The sequence below is a fragment of the Paenibacillus sp. ISL-20 genome (assembly GCF_018613005.1).
Classification (GTDB): Bacteria; Bacillota; Bacilli; order Paenibacillales; family Paenibacillaceae; genus Paenibacillus_AQ.
This window is the reverse complement of sequence record NZ_JAGGRD010000032.1, coordinates 34,790-56,355: the sequence shown is the minus strand read 5'-3', so window position 1 is coordinate 56,355 and position 21,566 is coordinate 34,790. Positions and strand designations below refer to the sequence as shown.

Genomic DNA, 21,566 nt, shown 5'->3' with positions numbered 1-21,566 from the left:
CATATCTTTTAGCATGAATTTCATTTTAGAGTATGAGGGTGATGAAGGGCAATGAGCGATTTAGTTGTCAGTACCAAATCCTTTGAGATCCAGTCTGAATTCCAGCCGCAGGGCGATCAGCCCACGGCTATTGATGCGTTGGTCGAAGGACTCCGCCAAGGGAAAAAACATCAGACGCTGCTAGGTGCAACAGGAACGGGTAAGACGTTTACGATCGCGCAGACAATCGCCAAGGTAAACCGTCCCACACTCGTCATTGCGCATAACAAGACGCTGGCTGCACAGCTGGCCAGCGAGTTTAAAGAATTCTTTCCGAATAACTCGGTGGATTATTTCGTGAGTTATTACGATTACTATCAGCCGGAAGCTTATATCCCTTCCTCCGATACGTATATCGAGAAGGATTCCAGCATTAATGAAGAGATTGATAAGCTCCGCCACTCTGCAACGAGTTCGCTGTTCGAACGGCGCGATGTCATCATTGTGGCGAGCGTATCATGCATATATGGCTTGGGTTCGCCGCATGAGTACGGAGAATTGCTGCTTTCGCTCAGGGTGGGCATGGAGAAGCCGCGCAATGAGATTTTGTCGCGGCTGGTTGATATCCAGTACCAGCGGAACGATATTAACTTCGTTCGCGGTACATTCCGCGTCCGTGGGGATGTGATCGAGATATTCCCTGCCTCGAAGGGGGAGCATGCCGTTCGCGTCGAGCTGTTCGGCGACGAGATCGAGCGGATCACGGAGATTGACGTCTTAACGGGCGAACTGGTTGGGGAACGCGAGCATATCGCCATCTTTCCGGCGTCTCACTTCGTTACCCGTGAAGAGACGATGCGGGTAGCAATCGTGAACATCGAGCGCGAATTGGAGGAACGCCTTGAACTGCTGCGCTCGGAAGGCAAACTGCTGGAAGCGCAGCGCCTGGAGCAGCGTACCCGTTACGACATCGAGATGATGAAGGAAGTCGGATTCTGCTCCGGCATCGAGAACTACTCCGGCCCCCTGACCTTCAGGGAGCCTGGTGCTACGCCATATACGCTCCTTGACTATTTCCCGGATGATATGCTGTTTGTCATTGATGAATCGCACGTTACGCTCCCGCAAATCCGCGCGATGTACAACGGTGACCGGGCACGGAAAACGGTGTTGGTTGATCACGGCTTCCGCCTGCCGTCCGCGCTGGATAACCGGCCGCTGAAGTTCGAGGAATTCGAGGAGAAAGTCAACCAGATCATCTACGTGTCGGCTACGCCGGGACCGTATGAGATGGAGCACTGCGATACGATGGTCGAACAGATCATCCGGCCGACAGGCCTGCTTGATCCGATCATTGATGTGCGCCCGACAGAAGGGCAGATCGATGACCTGATTAGCGAGATCCATGACCGGGTGGAACGTGACGAGCGTGTGCTCGTGACCACCCTCACGAAGAAGATGTCAGAGGACCTGACTGATTACCTGAAAGAAATTGGCATCAAGGTTCGTTACATGCACTCCGATATCAAGACATTGGAACGGATGCAGATTCTGCGCGATCTGCGGCTTGGTACATTCCACGTGCTGGTGGGTATTAACCTTCTACGGGAGGGTCTTGACCTGCCGGAGGTTTCCTTGGTTGCGATTCTGGATGCGGACAAGGAAGGTTTCCTCCGTTCTGACCGCGCCCTTATCCAGACGATTGGCCGGGCTGCCCGGAACTCGGAAGGTAAAGTTATCATGTATGGTGATAAGATCACAGACTCCATGGATCGGGCGATTAAGGAAACCGAACGTCGTCGCAGTATCCAGATCGCTTATAATGAGGAGCACGGCGTTACGCCGCAGACGATCCGCAAGAAGATCCGCGATGTCATCGAAGCAACGAAGGTTGCAGAGGGCAAAGCAGATTATCTGGTGGGAGAAGGACAGAAGATGTCGAAGAAAGAGCGTCAGAATCTGATCCAGCGTCTGGAATCCGAGATGAAGGAAGCGGCCAAGAATTTGCAATTCGAGCGTGCGGCAGAGCTTCGTGATGCGCTGCTGGAGCTGCAAGCCGAATAAATGTTGGAGATACGAATGACAGGGGGGACGGCCTATGCGGTCGTTCTCTTTGTGAAAATATAAGCACCACATGCATGCCATATGGAGTAGGAGATGATATCGTTTGGCCATTGAAAATATTGTGATCAAAGGCGCCCGTGCACATAATCTGAAAAATATCGACGTCACGATACCGCGTGACAAGTTCGTCGTTCTTACGGGGCTTAGCGGCTCAGGCAAATCCTCTCTCGCATTCGATACGATTTATGCCGAGGGTCAGCGCCGTTACGTGGAATCCTTGTCCGCTTATGCACGCCAGTTCCTCGGACAGATGGAGAAGCCGGATGTCGATTCCATTGAAGGCCTCTCGCCGGCGATATCGATTGACCAGAAAACCACGAGCCGCAACCCGCGCTCTACGGTAGGTACCGTCACGGAAATCTATGATTATTTGCGTCTCTTGTTCGCGCGGATCGGACACCCACACTGCCCGGAGCATGGCGTGGAGATTACCTCCCAGACGGTCGAGCAAATGGTAGACCGCATCATGCAGTATCCCGAGAAGACGAGACTGCAAATCCTCGCACCGGTCATTTCCGGGCGCAAGGGCGAGCATAAGAGCCTGTTCGCCGATATAGCGAAGCAGGGCTTCGTTCGGGTGCGCGTCGATGGAGAGCTGCGCGATCTGTCGGAAAGCATCGAGCTCGAGAAGAACAAAAAGCATACGATCGAGGTGGTTGTGGACCGGATCGTAGTTAAGGAAGATATAGAGGCACGTCTGGCCGATTCGATCGAGACGGCACTGAACCTGTCAGGCGGTCAGCTCCTGGTCGATATCATGGGTCAGGAGGAGCTGCGGTTCAGTTCCAACTTTGCTTGCCCGATCTGCGGCTTCAGCATGGAGGAGCTGACGCCGAGAATGTTCTCCTTCAATACCCCTTTCGGTGCTTGTCCCGATTGTGACGGTTTGGGCGTCGAGATGATTGTGGATCCGGAGCTGCTTATACCGGATACGAGCAAAAGCGTGGAGGAAGGTGCCTTTGCCGCATGGAGCGGGGGCACATCCACTTATTATCCGCAGTTTCTGAAATCGGTCTGCGCGCATTTCGGCATTCCGCTGGACAAGCCGGTCAGTACTTTTAGCCAAGAACAGATGAATAAACTGTTGTACGGTACGGGCAATGAGAAGGTTCACTTCCGTTATGAGAATGACTTCGGTCAGCGCAAGGAGGCGTATGTAACCTTCGAGGGCATCATTCCGAACCTGGAACGTCGCTACCGCGATACCAATTCCGAGGGTATTCGCGAATACATCGAAGGTTATATGAGCAGCAAGCCATGCGATGTTTGTAAAGGTCATCGTCTCCGGAAGGAAAGCCTGGCCGTTACGATCAATGACCGCAACATGGCCTATGTCACTAGCCTGTCGATTGGAGAGTCCCTGAAATTCTTCGATCACCTGGAGCTTAGCGAGAAAGAGAAACAGATTGCCAATCTCATTCTGAAGGAGATTCACAGCCGTTTGGGCTTCCTTGTTAATGTGGGTCTGGATTACCTGACTCTCAGTCGTTCGGCGGGAACGCTGTCCGGTGGGGAAGCTCAGCGGATCCGGTTAGCCACGCAGATCGGATCAAGCCTGATGGGCGTGCTGTACATTCTGGACGAGCCCAGCATTGGGCTGCATCAACGGGATAATGACCGCCTGATCTCAACGCTGGAGCATATGCGGGATCTGGGCAATACGCTGATTGTGGTCGAGCATGACGAGGACACCATGATGGCTGCGGACTATATCATCGATATTGGTCCTGGTGCGGGTATCCATGGCGGCCAAGTCATCGCGGAGGGAACCCCGAAGGAGATTATGAATGACCCTGACTCTCTGACGGGCCAGTACCTGAGCGGCCGTAAGTTCATTCCGGTCAACAGCAAGCGGCGCAAGACCGATGGACGCTGGCTTGAGATTAAAGGCGCGAAAGAGAACAATCTGAAGAATATTAACGTGAAAATTCCGATTGGCGTCTTTACGGCGGTAACCGGTGTGTCGGGGTCAGGCAAGTCGACACTGGTCAACGAGATCCTCTACAAGACACTTGCTCGTGACTTGAACAGAGCCAAAGTACGTCCGGGGCAATACCGCGAGATGAAAGGTTTGGAGCATATCGAGAAGGTCATTGACATCGACCAGTCTCCGATTGGCCGTACGCCTCGCTCCAACCCGGCGACCTACACAGGCGTCTTCGACGATATCCGGGATATATACTCCCAGACGAATGAAGCGAAGATACGCGGATACAAGAAGGGCCGCTTCAGCTTCAACGTGAAGGGTGGCCGCTGCGAGGCTTGCCGCGGGGACGGTATTATCAAGATTGAGATGCACTTCCTGCCGGATATCTACGTGCCTTGCGAAGTGTGTAAGGGCAAACGCTACAACCGCGAAACGCTGGAAGTCAAATATAAAGGCAAGAACATCGCTGAAGTACTGGAGATGACCGTTGAGAATGCAACGGATTTCTTCCAGAACATTCCGAAGATTCACCGGAAGATGCAGACGCTGATGGATGTCGGTCTGGGTTATATTACTTTGGGCCAGCCTGCCACCACGTTGTCCGGTGGTGAAGCCCAGCGCGTGAAGCTGGCTTCCGAGCTGTACCGCCGCAGTACAGGCAAAACGATGTATATCCTGGATGAACCGACCACCGGCCTGCATGTGGACGATATCGACCGTCTGCTCATTGTGCTTCACCGCCTGGTGGAGTCCGGGGAGTCCGTCCTTGTCATCGAGCACAATCTCGATGTCATTAAGACAGCGGACTATCTGATCGACCTGGGTCCGGAGGGCGGCAGCGGCGGTGGTACCATCATCGCTACCGGAACGCCTGAGGATTTGGTGAAGGTGCCCGAGTCTTATACAGGGAAGTACCTAAAACCCATCCTGGAACGTGATACGAAGCGAACCAAGGAATTGAACAAGGTGGAAGCGGCACGTTAATAGCTTCGAATCTGTTCCATGCTGGAAGTGAGCTGTGCAGCCCACAGCTTATTGCATTTCATATTTCAGCAGATTGAACAGGTTAGCGTCATAATGGAGTCCCCATGTATTAATGGGGCTCTTTTTTTTATTTTCATATCATCCTCCAATATCTTCGCATTCCAGGATATGGTATGATCTTGATAATTGCGACAAAATGGAGGGATTGTATGAAGAAAATCGCCTGTTCCGTTCTAATAGCTCTGGCAGCAAGTGCTTTATACATAAACTCATCCGATAACGTTCAAGCAAGTGCTGGTGTACCCGTTTCAGATATGATGGGCTTTAATGCGCAGGAAGCCATCCGGTTAACCGAAGGAGGACTCCATCCCGGTGACGGTGGTAGGGATATCCAGCCGAAAGCGGCCATCAACAGGCAGGATTTTGTCATATTAATCGTCAATGCTTTAAATCTGGGCACAGGTGAACTTCCAGGAGGGGCTACCTTCAAGGATGTACCTAACGATCACTATGCTTTCTCCGCAATCGAAGCTGCGGTTCATGCAGGGCTGGTGAAGGGGGTAGGGAACGGAAGATTTGGAGTTGGACAACCGCTGACACGTCAAGATATGGCCGTGCTGTATCAAAGAGCTCTGCAAGGGGTTACCGACAAGGAAACCACGGACGGGGAAGCCACGCAGCTGGAGTTACATGAAGGCTCCTTCAGCCATTATGCTAAGGAGCCTATCGTACTGGCCATGGAGTTAGGTCTCTTTAAGGAATCCACAGCCGATGCTTTGAATCCCAAGGGTATCGTTACTCAGGAAGAAGCGGCTTCGGTTACAGCGAAGTGGTTGAAAGCTGTGGAGCAAATCAACTTGGATAGAGCCGAGGGTGAGGTAGAAACACCACCAGAAAGTCCGCACCCGGTAATCCATGGTGTCGTAACCTCATCATCGGGATCATCATCCACAACTCCTGCCGTTATCGGATCAGTACAGCCCCATGGGGGGACAGAGTCCCTAGCATCTCAGTCGGGTTCGCCGACAACGATACCAACTGCTCCGATGGATCTGAAGTTCCAATATGTGAAGGGTCAGGTTCAATTAACTTGGACGAAGCAGCCAGGTGAAACCTACAATATCTATTACAGCGAGAAGTCCGGAACGGGTTATACATTATTTGCTGACGGAGCGAATGTGAAGTCAGGCGCCTACGTAACATCCGATGTGCGTTTTCAGGAGACCGTCTACTATGTGATCGAGGCTGTGAACAGCTTCGGCAAGAGTGGCTATTCTAACGAAGTTTCGAGCCGCCCGAATAAAATATCCGGTCTTCAGGCCATCCTAAATGAGGAAGATGAATCCATCGGTTTAATCTGGACAGATACGCAGGAAGGCATAAACTATCATGTATATTACATAGGACCTGACGGAGTATTGTATCGTTTGAATGATGAACCTGTAGTGAGCCGTTCCTATCTTATTCCGAACCGCAATATGTTGGCAGGTCCGTCCGGCCGGTATACGATCCATGTGGTTGCTGTGAACAAATTGAATGTAAGCAGTGAACCGTCCAGTGAGGTTGCGCTGGATGTCAAGAAGTATCCTGAGGATCGGATAACGATCACAGATCCCTCTGTGGCATTGCCAAGTGAAGACTTAGAGGAGGAACCGGCAAAAGAGCAGAAACCGATTCCTGAGGAGTATGAGGAACAGGAGTGAACGTTTCTCGAATCCTGCTCGGAGTCACTTGGAATTACGAAGCAGCCTATGCCTGACTCCATAACGCAACTTGATCTAGCTTCTGCCGTGATGAAAGTCATGCTAATATCTGAAAATTTGGTTAAAAACGAGAAATTTTTATGACTTTTTTTCATTTTTAGGGGCGGAGGGCTTGCATCTGGACGGGCACATGGATAACATAGAAGAAGATATGTAAATTTGCCCGAGAAGAAACCCACGAGGAGGTACGTTTCATGATCCTTGCAGCAGCATCGGATGCGAGCGCGACATTTAAGACATTTGATATTTTCATGATCCTGTTTACGATTCTGATCTTTGTTGGTGTGGTTCGCTTGTTGATGGCCCGCCAAAAAAATAAATTCGCAATCGCTTTCGGTCTCGTCAGCTTATTTGTGTTCTTGTACTCTGACTATGCCATGATTACAGGATGGTTTAACAATTAGGTTGGCCTAGGTACCTTATTTTAAAGCGGCTTCATTTGACGAATGTAATGAAATACATACAAACAAGACGCCCGTCTGCTGTTCGCAGTGTGAAGGCGTCTTTTTGTTTCTTCGGGAAAAAGTTACAAGGTCCGCAGGAAAAACGTAAAAGAAATAGGTCTAGAAGCAATGGCTGCAAATGGAAAAACATGATAAATTGAGGAGTACAGGTTGGGTAGAGGATGGAACCGGGGGAGGAACAAACGAATTGAAGAATTTACAATGGCAAAAACGGTCGGCGGTTGCACTGTTAGGGGCCATCATTCTGACAGGAAGCAGCGATGCGGTTGTGCATACAGACATAGCGGCTGCAGCAAGCGCTAAGTCCAAGAATACATATGAACAAAGTGCGGTGCCTCAGGTTATCAGCCGGATGTCGCCATCGGTTGTTGGCATTATCGGAAAGGCACCACAAGGAAGCAGCGAAGTGGATGACAGATACAACCTGGCGCACGGTACGGGGGTGATCTGGAAGTCAGACGGCTGGATCGTCACCAACGCTCATGTGGTGGACGGGCTTACCGGAATCACGGTCGTGACGTCAGACGGAAAATCCTATAAAGCTAAGGGTGTATACAGCGATCCTATGAGTGATATTGCATTGGTCAAAATTAACGCCAAGTCTCTGAAGCCGGCCAAATTTGCCGCATCCGCGCAAAATGCGCTGGTTGGAGAAACGGTGGTTGCCATAGGTACGCCAATCTCCTTCTCGTTACGAAACTCGGCATCTGTGGGTGTGGTAAGCGGCTTAAACCGGAGCGTAGACGGCTCTTATCGCCTGATTCAAACCGATACCGCCATTAACCCGGGCAACAGCGGAGGGCCGCTCGTCAATCTGAAAGGCGAGGTCATTGGCATCAACAGCAAGAAGTTTGCCGCTATTGGCATTGAAAATATGGGCTTTTCCATTCCTGCGGAAACGGTCCATTATATTGTGGATCATTTATTGGAATACGGTGAGGTTCGAAGAGCCGGTCTCGGGTTGGAACTGGAAGAAAGCTGGTCCGCCATCGTGGGTCTGCCTTCAGACGACCCATTGACCGTTACGAAGGTGCTGTCCGAGCAAGCCCGGAAAGTTGGAATCCAAGAGGATGATGTGTTATACGCCATTAACGGAAAGCGCATCTATTCCGTCGTTGACATCAACGAGCGGTTAAAGCCCTTCATCCCAGGCCAGCAGGTTCAGCTATTGATGCAGCGGGATGGAGATATTGTAAATGTAAAACTGACGCTCAGCCAGGATGGTAATCGAGCTGCTTCGTCAAGCGTTGAGGAGGCTGAGTCATGGTGAAGAGAGAAAGAACGGAGTCAAGCCGACGTTTGCGGCAGATGACAGCCGGAACCTTATCGGCTTTGATGCTATTCACGTCGTTGTCACTTCCCGTATGGGGTGATGACGTTGTGCCGGAGAAGCGTATACTGACCGTGCAAAGCGGAAGCAGCACAGCTTCGGTCAATGGCACCTCTTATACGATTGCCAAGCCACAGCAGAAGCAGGGCGTATTGATGGTGCCGCTGGGCGTGTTTAAGAAAGCTTTTGGCAGCGAGATCAAGCTGGAGAGCGAGAACCGGGTACGACTGCTGCAAGGACCGCATACGATTGTGCTCGTTATTGACAACAAGACCGCATGGATTGACGGGAAAAAGGTACAGCTGCCGGTAGAACCCACGATGGTGTCCGGAACGCTGATGGTACCGCTGCGTCCGGTTGCCGCGGGGATTGGCGCCAAGGTAAGCTCCTCCCAAGGCAAGCTGTCCATCAGCCTTATGGTCACGGATAAGGAAGAGAAGCATGACGAGGGCGAAATCAACAATACGACCGGGAAGACCCGAATCGGAAATAGCTATTATAAATGGAGTATGAATTACCCTTCCTGGATGATCGTTGGGAGAGGAACGGATGACGAGAGCGGTGCTGCTTTTAACGATGCTACGGGCCGCTATTATCTTGAGGTTCATGCCTCCTCCCAGAAAGTAAAGCTGAGTCCTGACGATTTATTAGAACGGCTCCTGAAAGAACTGAGCGATTCTGGAGATGTTGTGCTTCACCAAGAGACGGTCGCAAGCGGAGCTCTACCGTATGGCAGAGTTATTTCCCGCGATATCGACGGCGTCTTATGGGAAGGTCGGCAGTACTATGCCAATGATCGCGTCTATGAGCTGTATTTTGCCGATGCAGAAGCGGTTCACTATAAGGATATGGACAAGCACGCGAACTTGCTGGGTTCATTTAGAACGACCTATCAGGCGGGAGACAAAACATTAAAAGACGTCTCTTCCATCGTAGGTGGGCTCCGCGAAGCAGGAAATGAAGAATACGGCATATGGTTTGGCATTCCTGCAGGTTGGGAAATTAACAACAAGGATATGTTATACGGCAGCGAAGGACAAGGTTACCTGTCCGTCTCGGTGACATCCGCTGGGGCAGGGGTTGATGGCACGCTCACAGCTTGGGGGCAGCGGCTTAAAGACTGGCTGTCGGAATCCTTCGTCCAAGATTCATACGAATACGTCGGACTTACGCCTGTGGAGATCTCGGGCGTCAAAGGGCAGATTCAAGAGGTGCGGTACAACTTCGGAGATAAATGGGTGACGGAATATGAAGTGATGATCCAGAAGAACGGCTACCGTTATTATCTGGAGTATGCTGTACCGGATGGCCAGGAACGGACGGCTTCCAACTGGAAGAAGGTGCTGGAATCGATCGAGATTGATTATGAGGTGGTACCGGAGAACTTCGGCCGCATTGGCGATGAAGGCTATCTGACCGATAAAACCAAGATGAGAAGCAAGAACTCTGAAACGTACTGCTACCATATCGATATTCCAAAATATTGGGAACCGCTGAATGATCAGTTCGAGCAGGGAACGGTGGAATATGGTTTTGCAGGAGGCGGGTTCGAAATTAATGCTCAGAAGGATACATCCGCAGACTTCATCGTCAGCAACCTGAAGCGTTATTATAATGAAGCCAGCACGGCTTCTGGGACGACGGTGAAATTGCTTGGTGTGGATAAGATCACGTTTGCTGGTGTGCCTGCCGTGTCGTTCAAGGTGCATCAGGTGAAGAACGGCGTTGGCTTTACGACTCAGGAGATCGTCTTTGAGAACGGAGATATCGTGTACGCGATTACGACGACGTTGAATGATGCCAATGCAACGGAAATGCAGCAAGCCGCGCTTACGCGTGCGTTGTCCTCGTTTGAGCTGGTGAAGTAATCCGAAGGATGGAATTATAAACGTATATCACACACTTTAGTGGGAGTCATATTTTTGATAATGCTGATAGCTGTCCTGCTGCATCCATAGGGGTGCGGGCAGGCAGCTATTTAGTTTTATAAGGAGGATGGTTCGATCCTCACCCGAAATTATAGAACGTATGTACGCTCATGGGATCTGATATGTTAAAATTAAATCGTGAGAGCAATGGATATGTAATTAAACCGGCTTGCAGAAGAGGGAATAAGCGGATGAAAAAAACGATAGGCATGTTCGCCCATGTAGATGCAGGCAAAACTACGTTGGCGGAGCAGTTGTTATATATGACCGATACGATTCAGGAACGCGGTCGCGTGGATCATCAGAGTGCTTTTCTTGATCGACATGACATTGAAAAAGAACGGGGTATCACCGTATTTGCCGATCAGGCCACCATGCATTTTAACGGTTCCACTTATTACTTAATCGATACGCCGGGTCACGTCGATTTCTCGCCGGAGATGGAGCGGGCCATTCAGGTCATGGACGCTGCCGTCGTCGTCATAAGTGCCGTGGAAGGTGTCGAAGGGCATACGGAGACGGTATGGCAGTTATTGCGTAAGCATGGCGTCCCTACGTTCTTGTTTATTAATAAAAGCGACCGGGAAGGCGCGGATGTGGCGCGTGTGTTTGCAGAGATTCGGAGTGAGCTTACCGAAGACGTCTGTATGATCACGGAGGAGGATGTGCTGCACGAAGGCAAGATGCAGTCCTCGCTCATTGAGGCTATCGCGGAGCGGGACGAGAAGCTTCTGGAGCTCTATATGGTACAAGGATATGAGGTTTCTCAGTGGCTGGATACGATGAGCGCGATAATAAGGAAAGGGCAGCTATTCCCCTGCTTTAGCGGATCAGCTCTGCAAAACGTGGGCGTGTCCCATTTTTTGCATCAGCTGGATCTGCTGACGGTTACGGACTATGATCCCGGAGCTGATTTTGCCGGAAGGGTATATAAGATTCGTCATGACGAACAGGGCGCAAGACTGACTTATATCAAAGCCACGGGCGGAACGCTGCGGGTGCGCGATGAGATCGCTTATTTCTCCGGAACGGAGACGGTCACGGAGAAGGTGACGCATATCCGATTGATCAATGGGGGACGCGTGACGAATGTCGATCAGGTGCATGCGGGTGATCTGTTTGTCGTTACGGGTATTTCTTCAGTTGCGGCGGGCGACGGGCTTGGGGCTCTGAGTGGCCGGACGGTATATGAGCTTATACCGACACTGAAGTCGAAGGTGCAATTCGAATCCTCGATTCATCCCAAGGATATGCTGCGCGAGTTCCGTCTGCTGGATGCGGAGGATCCTTCTCTGTCTGTGCAGTGGGATGAGTTCGCTCAGGCGATCCATATCCATGTGATGGGTATCATTCAGCTTGAAGTGCTGGAAAGAATCGTATTCGAGCGCTTCGGTTACCGGATCACCTTCGGTGAACCGGAGATTTTATATAAAGAGACCATAACGGAGGACGTTGTGGGCTGTGGTCATTTTGAACCGTTGAGGCATTATGCGGAGGTGCACCTCCGGCTGGAGCCGGGAGAGCGGAATAGCGGCATCGTGTTCGCCAATGCTTGCCATCCCGATGTGCTTCCGGTCAATTATCAGCATCTGGTTGCCCAGCATGTCGGCGAGAGAGATCATCACGGGTTGCTTACAGGCTCTCCCATCACGGACATCAAGATTACCCTGCTAAAAGGACGGGCGCACAACAAGCATACGCATGGCGGGGATTTTAGGGAAGCCACCTACCGTGCATTACGCCAAGGGCTGGAGAAGACAGTCAATATGCTCCTGGAGCCTTACTATCATTTCAAGGTGAAGGTGGATGCCGAGTATATCGGACGGTTAATGTCGGATCTGACCCAGGCGAAGGCAAGCTTCGAGCCGCCGGAAACGGCGGGAAACAAGGTGACGGTCACGGGATCGGCTCCTGTATCGACCATGATGAATTACAGCATGGAATTAGCCGCCTACACTAAGGGAAGAGGTACGATATCCCTGGTTTACGGGGGATATGGCCGTTGTCATAACGAGGCTGAGGTCATTGAACGTAAAGGATACGATAAAAATGCGGACCCGGAATACAGCTCCTCTTCGATATTTTGTGCGAAGGGAAGCGGTTATGCGGTGCCATGGGATGAAGCGGACCGTCATATGCATATCTAATGCTTGATGTTGCGGAAGCGATAGGTGGTTAGGCAAGATGTTTCGCGGTCGTGAGGGAGTCGTTGGATTTAACATCGTTGACAAGTGAATGGTGCAGCAATGAATTGAATGATGTGTAGCGAGGCAGTATGCTGTGAAGTCAATCATGCGTAACGAAGTGGTTATCAGCAGGATTAAATATCAATGACATTAATTATGTAATGAAGTATGTAGGTAATTGAGCGAATATGAGTTAACGATGTTGAACTAAACAAGCCCCCCGATGATCCAGTTTATATCCGTAATGAGTTACGCACGCGCGTTATGAAATCATCACGCGTGCGCACAGCTTAAAGCCATTATGACGAGAGGGATCCCTTTTCTACAGGATGCAGGCGCGATGGCCGCATTGTCCAATAGGTGATGGCGGTGGTAATGAGCATTAACACACCAGTCATCAAGAATACCGAATGGATGTTAAAGATGCCGCTGATCATGCCGCCCGCGAGCGGCCCGGCCATCCCGCCAATTTGGTTGGCGGTTTGATTGAGGCTAAACGCACGTCCGCGGAATTCACTTGGCGTATGTTTGACAACAAGTCCGTTGAGAGCAGGGAATACGGCACAGAAGAACGCGCCGTAAGCAAAGCGGATGGCCGAGAATGCCCAAATGTTGCTGAACAGGATCTGGGCGAGCGATCCGATTCCGCCGGCGAGCAGACCGATCAGCAGCACCTTTTGAAACCCGATTTTATCAGCCAGGCGTCCCCAGCGGGCCGCAAACAGGATGCTGGCGATCCCAACGATGGAGAACACAAACCCGGCAATCATCGAGGTATGCGAGGAAGAACCGCCGATTTGAGCGATATACAGCGGCAGTACGGGCTCAATTGTCATGACGGAGAACTGTGTCAGCACCGTAAGCATAAGCACGGTCATCAGCGCTTTGTTATGTCCAGCGACCTTAAACGTGTTCATGACGGAGACGCGCTCTTTGCTGGGTACGAATTTTTCCTCTTTGACCCAGAATATGACGAGCAGCGTGGCTGCGAAGCACAGCATCCCTGCTAATCCGAATGCCATTCGGTTGCTGAACAGGGAGGCCAGGGTGCCTCCGATCATCGGGCCCATGATGCCGCCGGTTGCGGTTGCGGTGGACATCATAGAGAGGGCGTAGCCGACTTTTTTCTCGGGTGTGTTGGTGCCTACAATAGCGATTGCACCCGGGATAAAGCCGGAGAGAAGGCCTTGCAGCAGGCGGAGAACCAACACCTGATACTCATTCGTGACGAATGCCATCAGAATATAGATGACAAAGAGCACCAACCCCGCCCGGATAATCATCGGTTTGCGTCCATATTTATCGCCGACGGCACCCCAGAAGGGAGAGGACAAGGCACCCGCAAAAAAAGCGGAACTGAAAAGCAGTCCCGACCACATTTCCGTATGCTTGGTAACGCCGAGCTCAATCAGAAAAAGCGGGAGAAATGGTATGACCATCGAGAAGCTTGATGAAACGATAAATGAGCCGAACCATAATATCCATAAATTCTTTTTCCAGCTTTCCATGTCCTCTTCATCTCCTGATATGCGATTTGTTGTAATCCTTCGAGCTTCGCCTCCTGTCTTTTAAATGGGGTAATGATGTATGTATTACATTTTTCAAGAAATAACAAATGGATAAACTTCGAGGCTTACTGCGCTTATCTTGCAAGAAAAACTTCCTCTAAATGCGGTCTGTCATCTGTGAAAGTATGTCGATAGAGGTTTTTCTTTCGAGATAAGAGAGTTGTTAATGGACTAATCCATCTATGTATCGTATGGCACCCCCACAGGGGAGGCCAGATTCGGATAAAGCAAAACGCCCCCCATTTGGCAAACTGGAATCAACCAGACTACCGCACTAAAGCGAAAGGCGTGCAACTTCATCCTACACCACATGTTTTGGATTGGGAAGAGGCTGGGAATGGGGTTAGAGCGGTTGGCGGCTCTTTTGGAGATGGGTTGGAACCGCCAGGTTATCGCATGAATAAAGGGCTTTCAGGATTCCATTATACAAGGATAAAATATCATAAAAATTATTTTTTGGGGGAGATCTGTTATGAGAGAGACGCTGAAGGATCTATATTCAAATACGTTGTTCCAGCAAGTGACCGACCGGTTGAAGGAGGCATATCCGGCATTCGATGCGAACCGGTTCATGGAGCTGATTCATGATGAAGCCTGGGGACAGGAGGAGTTCAAGCAGCGCATCCGGCATATTACGCTGGCCTTAACGGATACGCTGCCTGCTTCTTATCCGGAAGCCATTGGGATCTTGAAGCAGGTAGCCCCGCACTTTAGAGGCGTGGAATATGTGTTCTTTCCGGATTACGTAGAGGTTAATGGGATGGAGGATCTGGAGACATCGATGGAGGCTTTGGCGGTATTCACGCATTCTTCTACGGCGGAGTTTGCCGTTCGGCCTTTTATCATCCAGGATCAGGAACAGATGCTGGCACGGATGATGACATGGGCACAGTCCGATGACGAGCATCTGCGCCGATTGGCGAGTGAAGGCTGCAGACCACGCTTGCCTTGGGCGCCGCAGCTGCCGGCCCTGATTAAGGATCCGCGTCCGGCTCTGCCGATCCTGGAGCAGTTGAAAGAGGATCCTTCCTTATACGTTAGAAAAAGCGTTGCCAATCACCTGAATGATATCTCTAAGGATCATCCGGACCTTGTGCTTGAGATTGCCGCCAAATGGTATGGCAAACATCCGTTAACGGATTGGATCGTGCGGCATGCGCTGCGTTCGCTGCTGCGGAAGGGGGATATCCGGGCACTGGCCATTTTCGGGTATGAGGAGCTTGAAGAACTGGAGGGACTTGAGGTGCGCGAGCTGCGCATTAAACGTTCCGTGATTGCGATGGGGGACGATCTGGAGTTCGCCTTTCAAGTGGTCAACGAAACCGGCAATCCGATGACGCTCCGCATCGATTACGAGATCGATTATATGAAGGCAAACGGCAAGCTTGCGCCGAAACGTTATAAATGCTCAGACAAGATCTATGCGCCAGGAAGCTGGAAGGTGGAGAAGAAGCAGTCTTTTAAACCAATCTCCACCCGCCGTTTCTACTCCGGCGATCATCGTCTTCACATTGTCGTGAATGGCAAGCGTTTAGCGAGCATGGATTTTGTGCTGGAGGGTGCGGAATAAGAGTAGGGCATGTGGTCAGGACGTGCATTGGCAAACCTAGGGTGCAGGACGTGCACTAGCAAACCTGTGGTGAAGGATTCCTGGACCGCTTGACGGTTCGAAGCGATTCCGTTCCCAAGGATTGTACATCGTGCGCACTGCTCCCAATGCGTACGGTGCGTGGTCCGGGGCATGCTTGGATGGCTGTCATCCGCTGAGATGTTAAGGAGGCTCTGACTAAAGGATTCGGAGATCGAAATGCAAATCCCTGGTAAAGGAAAGGGGAGGTAATCTCTTTAGACAAATAAAAGAGATAAGAACACAGCCCGCACGGATTATCATCCGCCAGTAGCAGCCGCTGCGGATGATGTGAGGCAAGCCTTCGAGTCGGAAGGCTTGTTTTTTGGTTTTTAAGATATAGAGTGCCATTGGGCGGATTATGGCAGCTCTATCAAAAGTGTGGAAATCAAGTTAGCAGGTAGAAGAGAAGCTGGACTTTTGGTAAACTAGATAAGTTGAAAAGCTTTAAAATGGTTTACAATCACATGATATAGATGTCGGATGCCCTTTCTATGAAAATAGAGTATGGCTTGCAGGTTTCAATGAAAGAATAGTAGTACACAGCACGCCGGCTTGAACCGGTCTGGGAGGATATAGATGGACACGAAAGCACTACGAAGAGAAGACGTGGAGTTGCTGGCACCGGCAGGGGATTGGGATTGCATGCGGGCCGCGGTGGCGAACGGGGCGGACGCGATCTTTTTTGGGGTCGAAAAATTTAATGCGCGCGCACGAGCGAACAATTTCCGAATGGACGAGCTGTCCGAAATTATGGCCTTTTTGCACAGTTATGGGGTTAAGGGGTTCCTGACCTTCAATATTCTGGTGTTCGAGAACGAGCTGGAGGATGCCAAGGAGTTGATCGATGCATGCGTGGATGCCGGCGTGGACGCGGTGATTGTGCAGGATTTGGGTCTGGTGAAAATGATTCGCGAGATTTCTCCGGATTTCCCGATCCATGGCTCTACGCAGATGACGATTACGTCGCCGGAAGCCGTCGAGTTCACGAAGCCGTTTAATATGGAACGAGTCGTACTGGGACGCGAGAACAATTTGAAGCAAATCCAGAAGATCGGAGAGCAGGCGAAGCTCCCGATGGAAGTATTCGTGCATGGTGCGTTGTGCGTGTCATACTCAGGCCAATGCCTGACTTCCGAAATGTGGGGCGGCCGTTCTGCCAACCGCGGAGAGTGCGCGCAGGCCTGCCGTCTGCCGTACGATCTGATTGTGGATGGCGAGCAGAAGCCGATGGGCGACGTCGCCTACCTGCTATCTCCGAAGGATCTGGCGGCGATCGATCTGATGCCGGAGCTGATTGAAGCGGGCGTGACCTCGTTCAAGATTGAGGGCCGGTTGAAGAGTCCGGAATACGTGGCTAACGTTGTGAGTAAGTACCGGAAGGCGATTGACCGGTATTTTGACGGAGAAGATGCGAGACCGAGCAAGGAAGAGGTGCGTGAGCTGCAGCAGAGCTTCTCCCGCGGCTTCACCCATGGCTTCCTGGATGGAACGAATAATAAAAAGCTGGTCGAGGGTACCTTCCCGAAAAGCCGCGGCGTATATCTCGGCCGGGTAGAGCAGATTCTGCGTGACGGTGTTGTCTGCAAGCTGGATGCACCGCTGAAGCGTGGGGACGGCATCGTATTCGATGCAGGCGACCCTACGAAAAAAGAAGAAGGCGGACGTGTTTACGACGTGCGCCGCAAAGGCGTCAAGCTGGAGGGTGAAGCGCAGGAAGGCTGGATCGTCGATATCGTTCCCGGCCGGAGCGATGTGGACCTGCGCAAGCTGCATGTCGGCGACCGGATCTGGAAAACCAACGATCCGGCGCTGGATAAGCGCTTCCGTCAGACGTACGAGACGGAGAAGCCGTACCGGGTATTCCCGGTACATGTGCGTGTCAGCGGCCGTCCCGGACAGCCGCTGTCGACCTGGTGGACCGATGTGCAGAAGGGCACGACGGTCCAGGTGAATTCGGAGCTGGAACTGGAGATCGCTCAGAAGCGGCCGCTCAGCCAGGATATCCTGGAGGAGCAGCTTGGCCGCCTGGGTGGAACGGTGTTCCAGCTCGAGGCACTTGACGTCGACCTGTACGGCGACGTCATCGTGCCGATTCGCGAGCTCAACAGCATCCGCCGCCGTGCGGTGGAGCTGCTCGCTGGCGAGCGGCCGAAGCCGCCCGTGTACGTGAAACGGGCGGTGTCGGTGTATGGCGATGCGGCTGTGCCCGCATCGCCCGTGGCTCGCGGTGAGGCGAAGCTCACCGCGCTGTGCCGCAGCCTCCCGCAGGTTGAGGCTGCGCTTGCGGCCGGCGTCGAGATGATCTACGCCGACTTCGAGTTCATCAAGCAGTTCCCGGCAGCGGTGGAAGCCGTGCGTGTAGCTGGCAAACAGATTGCGCTGGCGACGCCGCGCATTCATATGCCGGGCGAGAACGGCTACCACAACAACATCCTGCGCCTTCAGCCGGACGCCGTGCTGGTGCGCAACACCGGTGCGCTGTATTTCTACCTGCGCCACCGGATGGAGAACCCGGGGGCGAAGCATCCCCGGCTGATCGGCGACTTCTCCCTGAACATTGCCAACCACAAGGCGGTTGACCTGTTCGTCGAAGCCGGATGTGACGCTGTCACGCCTTCCTATGACCTGAACATCCAGCAGATGGTGGATCTTCTCGGCAAGGCCGACACGTCCAAGATGGAGATCGTCATTCATCAGCATCTGCCGATGTTCCATACGGAGCACTGCGTATACTGTACGTTCCTCAGCGAAGGAACGGACTTCACGAACTGCGGTCGTCCGTGCGAAGAGAGCCGCGTGTCCCTGCAGGACCGGATCGGCATGTCCCATCCGGTTCGGGTCGACGAAGGCTGCCGTAACACGGTGTACAATGCCATCGAGCAATCGGGCGCCGAGTATCTGGCCAACTTCATGGAGCTGGGCGTTTCCAGCTATCGCGTGGAGTTTCTCGAGGAAACGCCGGAACAAGTCCACGAGGTCATCGATCTCTACAACCGCGCCCTGAGCGGCGAGATCAGCGGCACGCAGGTGTGGAAGAAGCTGAAGGCCACCAACCAGCTTGGCGTCACGCGGGGGCAGTTGGTGAAGTAAAAATGCATGCGTATTGCGTATATACCGAGCGATATAAAGCTTATTAATATGGAGTGATGCCAGATTAGGCATCACTCTTTTTCGCTTCGGAACGCTTCGTTTCAGCGCGTTCATGGCGGTGCTTGGATCGATAATTGAATAGAAACCCGACGTTCGGCTCGACGATCCACCCGAAACCGCGCTTGATCCAGGACGAGGATAGCAGCCAGGTTAAGACAGCGCCAAACAGGATTAGCAGCAGTTTGCCTCCCGCGGACCGGAACGCTTCGAACCATTCAAGATGCTGCATCGTTTTGACGATAAACCCGTGAAGCAAAAAGACGTACATGGTATTGACCCCCGGTCGGTGAAGGGCGTCTTTGACTCTGGGATGAGGGAGAGGACACACAGTCCCATGATGACGGTGAAGGCATAGGTGATGATTCTGTAGAAGCCGGCATACCAGGACTCCAGGCCGAACTCCTGGTAAGGCAGCGCCCCGTAGAACCAGTTGGTGTGCAGGATCAGCAACAGCGTGTACAACAAGGCAAACCCTGCGGCAAGCAGGACTAGCGATAGCAGCTGAAATTGACGGGTCTTGATGACATCCAGCCATTCTCTTTTAAAATAATATCCTACAAGAAAAAAGGGCAGAAAATACAGCGTGCGCGAGATGCTCGCGTAATAATCGACATCGATCGAGTACCCGAGCATGACCGACATCACGACACAAACGACGAGCGGGTATTTGAGCATCAACAGATATGGCAGAAGCATTTTCCATAGCATCATGCTGAACAGGAACCATAAAATCTAGTTAGGGTAGAAGTACGTGAAACCGAGCCGATCCAAGCTTTGCATGTAATAGTCCCAAGACCACCAACAGGATCAGTATGAATTTGAGGTTATCGAAGTAGACGTCTCTCTCTTTCATCTTTAACCAGCTCCTTTGGCTTTTTAGTCCATCGAAGTTTCGTACTAGTATATCGGAGAGGTCTTGGACATTACCATGGTTAAACCTGGAAGGGGTTATCTCCGGTTATCAGCCCCTCCTTGCGAGAGCCGCACCAACAACCGATATAAGACCAAAGTCATTTTCAGCTCCTTAGCATTCGACTCGAGATGGGGGAGAAACTTTAGCATGACGCAAGCGGATGCTGTCCGGCGGATGGTTGATCACGATGGAGGACGTGACCGATACCGATTTCAGCCTCTTGATGGCGCTTGCTTCGCAAACGTTTGGCATATACTGTCCCAATAACCAATTTACCGACTGTTATAACGTCAAATTTGGCGAAGGGAAGGGCGACACGTTCAAAGTCATGGAGAATTGGGTGGCTTATGATCCCAAGTAAGCTATCTCCACGAAAAGCTTCATGGCCGGAGGCGCTAAGATCAAATGAAAAAGCAGTTATAAAAACAATACCTACCCATTGACCTATTTAGGTGTCTGATGCGGATCGTGCCGTCTTTGGGAATGTGCAAGTTGTGCTTAATCATGACCGGAGCTTGAGCATTCGCATGCAGACCAACCACGAATACGGAGAGACGTTTTCGGCCTTTACTCTGAAGATGCCTGACTTTGACAAAAATCGATTTTAATGTCGAATGACCATTCGGAACATGCTACAATAGCATTATTCGGGAAAATACGGAAATGGAGACGATAGTTAGAAATGAACATTCGTAAAGCGATTATACCGGCAGCGGGACTCGGCACTCGCTTCCTACCGGCTACCAAAGCGATGCCGAAAGAGATGCTTCCCATAGTGGACAAGCCGACCATCCAGTACATCATCGAGGAAGCAGTAGCTTCCGGCATTGAGGATATTATCATCGTAACCGGGAAGGGTAAACGTGCGATCGAGGACCACTTCGACTCCTCTTTTGAGCTTGAGCATAATCTGGCGGAGAAGGGCAAGTGGGGGCTTCTCGAAGAGGTTAGGAAGCCATCGGACATGGCTGATATCCATTATATCCGGCAGAAGGAGCCCAAGGGGCTCGGACATGCGATCTGGTGTGCGCGCAAGTTCATCGGGGACGAACCGTTTGCAGTGTTGCTTGGTGACGACATTGTAGAGTCGGAGGTCCCTTGCCTGAAACAGATGATGAAGGTCTACGACACCTATCAGTCAGCCGTTGTAGGCGTGCAGCCTGTAGCTTGGAATGAAGTTGATCGGTACGGCATTGTGGACGGCCTAAGAAAATCGGAAAGAATCTATGAAACGTCCAGGCTCGTTGAAAAACCTTCTAGAGATGAAGCACCTTCCAATTTGGCCATTATGGGGCGTTATATTTTACCCTCGGTTATTTTTGATTTATTGGAGGATCAAGAAGCTGGCAAGAATGGCGAGATTCAGCTGACCGATGCTCTGTCTGTACTAGCCCGCCGGAGTCCGATATTAGCCTACAATTTTGAGGGCATACGCCATGATGTCGGTGAGAAGATGGGCTTTATTCAGACCAGTATTCACTATGCACTGCAGCGAGAGGAATTACGAGAGGATTTATTAGCTTATATGAGTAAAGTAATGGAGAAAGTGAGATAGTCATTTAGGCAAAAATATAGCGGGTGTGTTCCGGTAGAGGTTGAGCTACCGAACGCACCCGCTAT

The 21,566-nt window shown here is 51.6% G+C and carries 14 protein-coding genes; 11 read left to right on the top strand and 3 right to left on the bottom strand.

The window, feature by feature from the left end:
* Positions 1-51 precede the first annotated feature (51 nt).
* The 7 genes from uvrB (at position 52) to J7E85_RS19425 (ending at position 12,646) form a co-directional block, all read left to right on the top strand.
* Positions 52-2,043 carry an excinuclease ABC subunit UvrB gene (gene uvrB / locus J7E85_RS19455; RefSeq protein ID WP_098749165.1) on the top strand — a complete coding sequence of 664 codons (1,992 nt, stop codon included), beginning with the start codon at positions 52-54 and terminating at the stop codon, positions 2,041-2,043.
* Between the two features lie 103 nt (positions 2,044-2,146).
* Positions 2,147-5,014, top strand: a complete 2,868-nt coding sequence (gene uvrA / locus J7E85_RS19450; RefSeq protein WP_215160585.1) for an excinuclease ABC subunit UvrA — start codon at positions 2,147-2,149, stop codon at positions 5,012-5,014.
* 209 nt (positions 5,015-5,223) lie between these two features.
* Positions 5,224-6,717, top strand: coding sequence for an S-layer homology domain-containing protein (locus J7E85_RS19445; RefSeq protein WP_215160583.1), 1,494 nt, complete (start codon positions 5,224-5,226; stop codon positions 6,715-6,717).
* A 254-nt stretch (positions 6,718-6,971) separates the two neighbouring features.
* A complete protein-coding gene (locus J7E85_RS19440; RefSeq protein WP_071219760.1) occupies positions 6,972-7,181 on the top strand; it encodes a hypothetical protein in 210 nt (69 codons plus the stop codon).
* Between the two features lie 247 nt (positions 7,182-7,428).
* On the top strand, positions 7,429-8,511 hold the full coding sequence (locus J7E85_RS19435) for a S1C family serine protease (RefSeq protein WP_215160581.1): 1,083 nt from the start codon (positions 7,429-7,431) through the stop codon (positions 8,509-8,511).
* Positions 8,505-10,439, top strand: coding sequence for a copper amine oxidase N-terminal domain-containing protein (locus J7E85_RS19430; RefSeq protein ID WP_215160579.1), 1,935 nt, complete (start codon positions 8,505-8,507; stop codon positions 10,437-10,439). The genes J7E85_RS19435 and J7E85_RS19430 overlap by 7 nt, the downstream gene beginning before the upstream one ends.
* A 251-nt stretch (positions 10,440-10,690) precedes the next feature.
* Positions 10,691-12,646: a GTP-binding protein gene (locus J7E85_RS19425; protein ID WP_215160577.1), complete on the top strand. Its 1,956-nt coding sequence runs from the start codon at positions 10,691-10,693 to the stop codon at positions 12,644-12,646.
* A 338-nt stretch (positions 12,647-12,984) separates the two neighbouring features.
* On the opposite strand, the gene J7E85_RS19420 is transcribed toward J7E85_RS19425, so the two are convergent.
* Positions 12,985-14,193: an MFS transporter gene (locus J7E85_RS19420; protein WP_215160575.1), complete on the bottom strand. Its 1,209-nt coding sequence runs from the start codon at positions 14,191-14,193 to the stop codon at positions 12,985-12,987.
* A 532-nt stretch (positions 14,194-14,725) separates the two neighbouring features.
* Between J7E85_RS19420 and J7E85_RS19415 the strand changes: the two genes are divergently transcribed.
* Positions 14,726-15,823 (top strand): DNA alkylation repair protein, encoded by a 1,098-nt coding sequence (locus J7E85_RS19415; RefSeq protein WP_215160573.1) that lies wholly within the window; start codon positions 14,726-14,728, stop codon positions 15,821-15,823.
* A gap of 636 nt (positions 15,824-16,459) precedes the next feature.
* Positions 16,460-18,973: a U32 family peptidase gene (locus tag J7E85_RS19410; RefSeq protein WP_215160571.1), complete on the top strand. Its 2,514-nt coding sequence runs from the start codon at positions 16,460-16,462 to the stop codon at positions 18,971-18,973.
* A 64-nt stretch (positions 18,974-19,037) separates the two neighbouring features.
* Here the strand turns inward: J7E85_RS19410 and J7E85_RS34135 are convergent, their stop codons facing one another.
* Positions 19,038-19,262, bottom strand: coding sequence for a hypothetical protein (locus tag J7E85_RS34135; protein ID WP_251035851.1), 225 nt, complete (start codon positions 19,260-19,262; stop codon positions 19,038-19,040).
* A complete protein-coding gene (locus J7E85_RS34130) occupies positions 19,205-19,744 on the bottom strand; it encodes an acyltransferase family protein (protein ID WP_251035850.1) in 540 nt (179 codons plus the stop codon). The genes J7E85_RS34135 and J7E85_RS34130 overlap by 58 nt, the downstream gene beginning before the upstream one ends.
* Positions 19,745-20,124: 380 nt before the next feature.
* Between J7E85_RS34130 and J7E85_RS19400 the strand changes: the two genes are divergently transcribed.
* Positions 20,125-20,307: a hypothetical protein gene (locus J7E85_RS19400; RefSeq protein ID WP_215160569.1), complete on the top strand. Its 183-nt coding sequence runs from the start codon at positions 20,125-20,127 to the stop codon at positions 20,305-20,307.
* 321 nt (positions 20,308-20,628) lie between these two features.
* Positions 20,629-21,501: a UTP--glucose-1-phosphate uridylyltransferase GalU gene (galU, locus tag J7E85_RS19395; RefSeq protein ID WP_215160567.1), complete on the top strand. Its 873-nt coding sequence runs from the start codon at positions 20,629-20,631 to the stop codon at positions 21,499-21,501.
* Positions 21,502-21,566 lie beyond the last annotated feature (65 nt).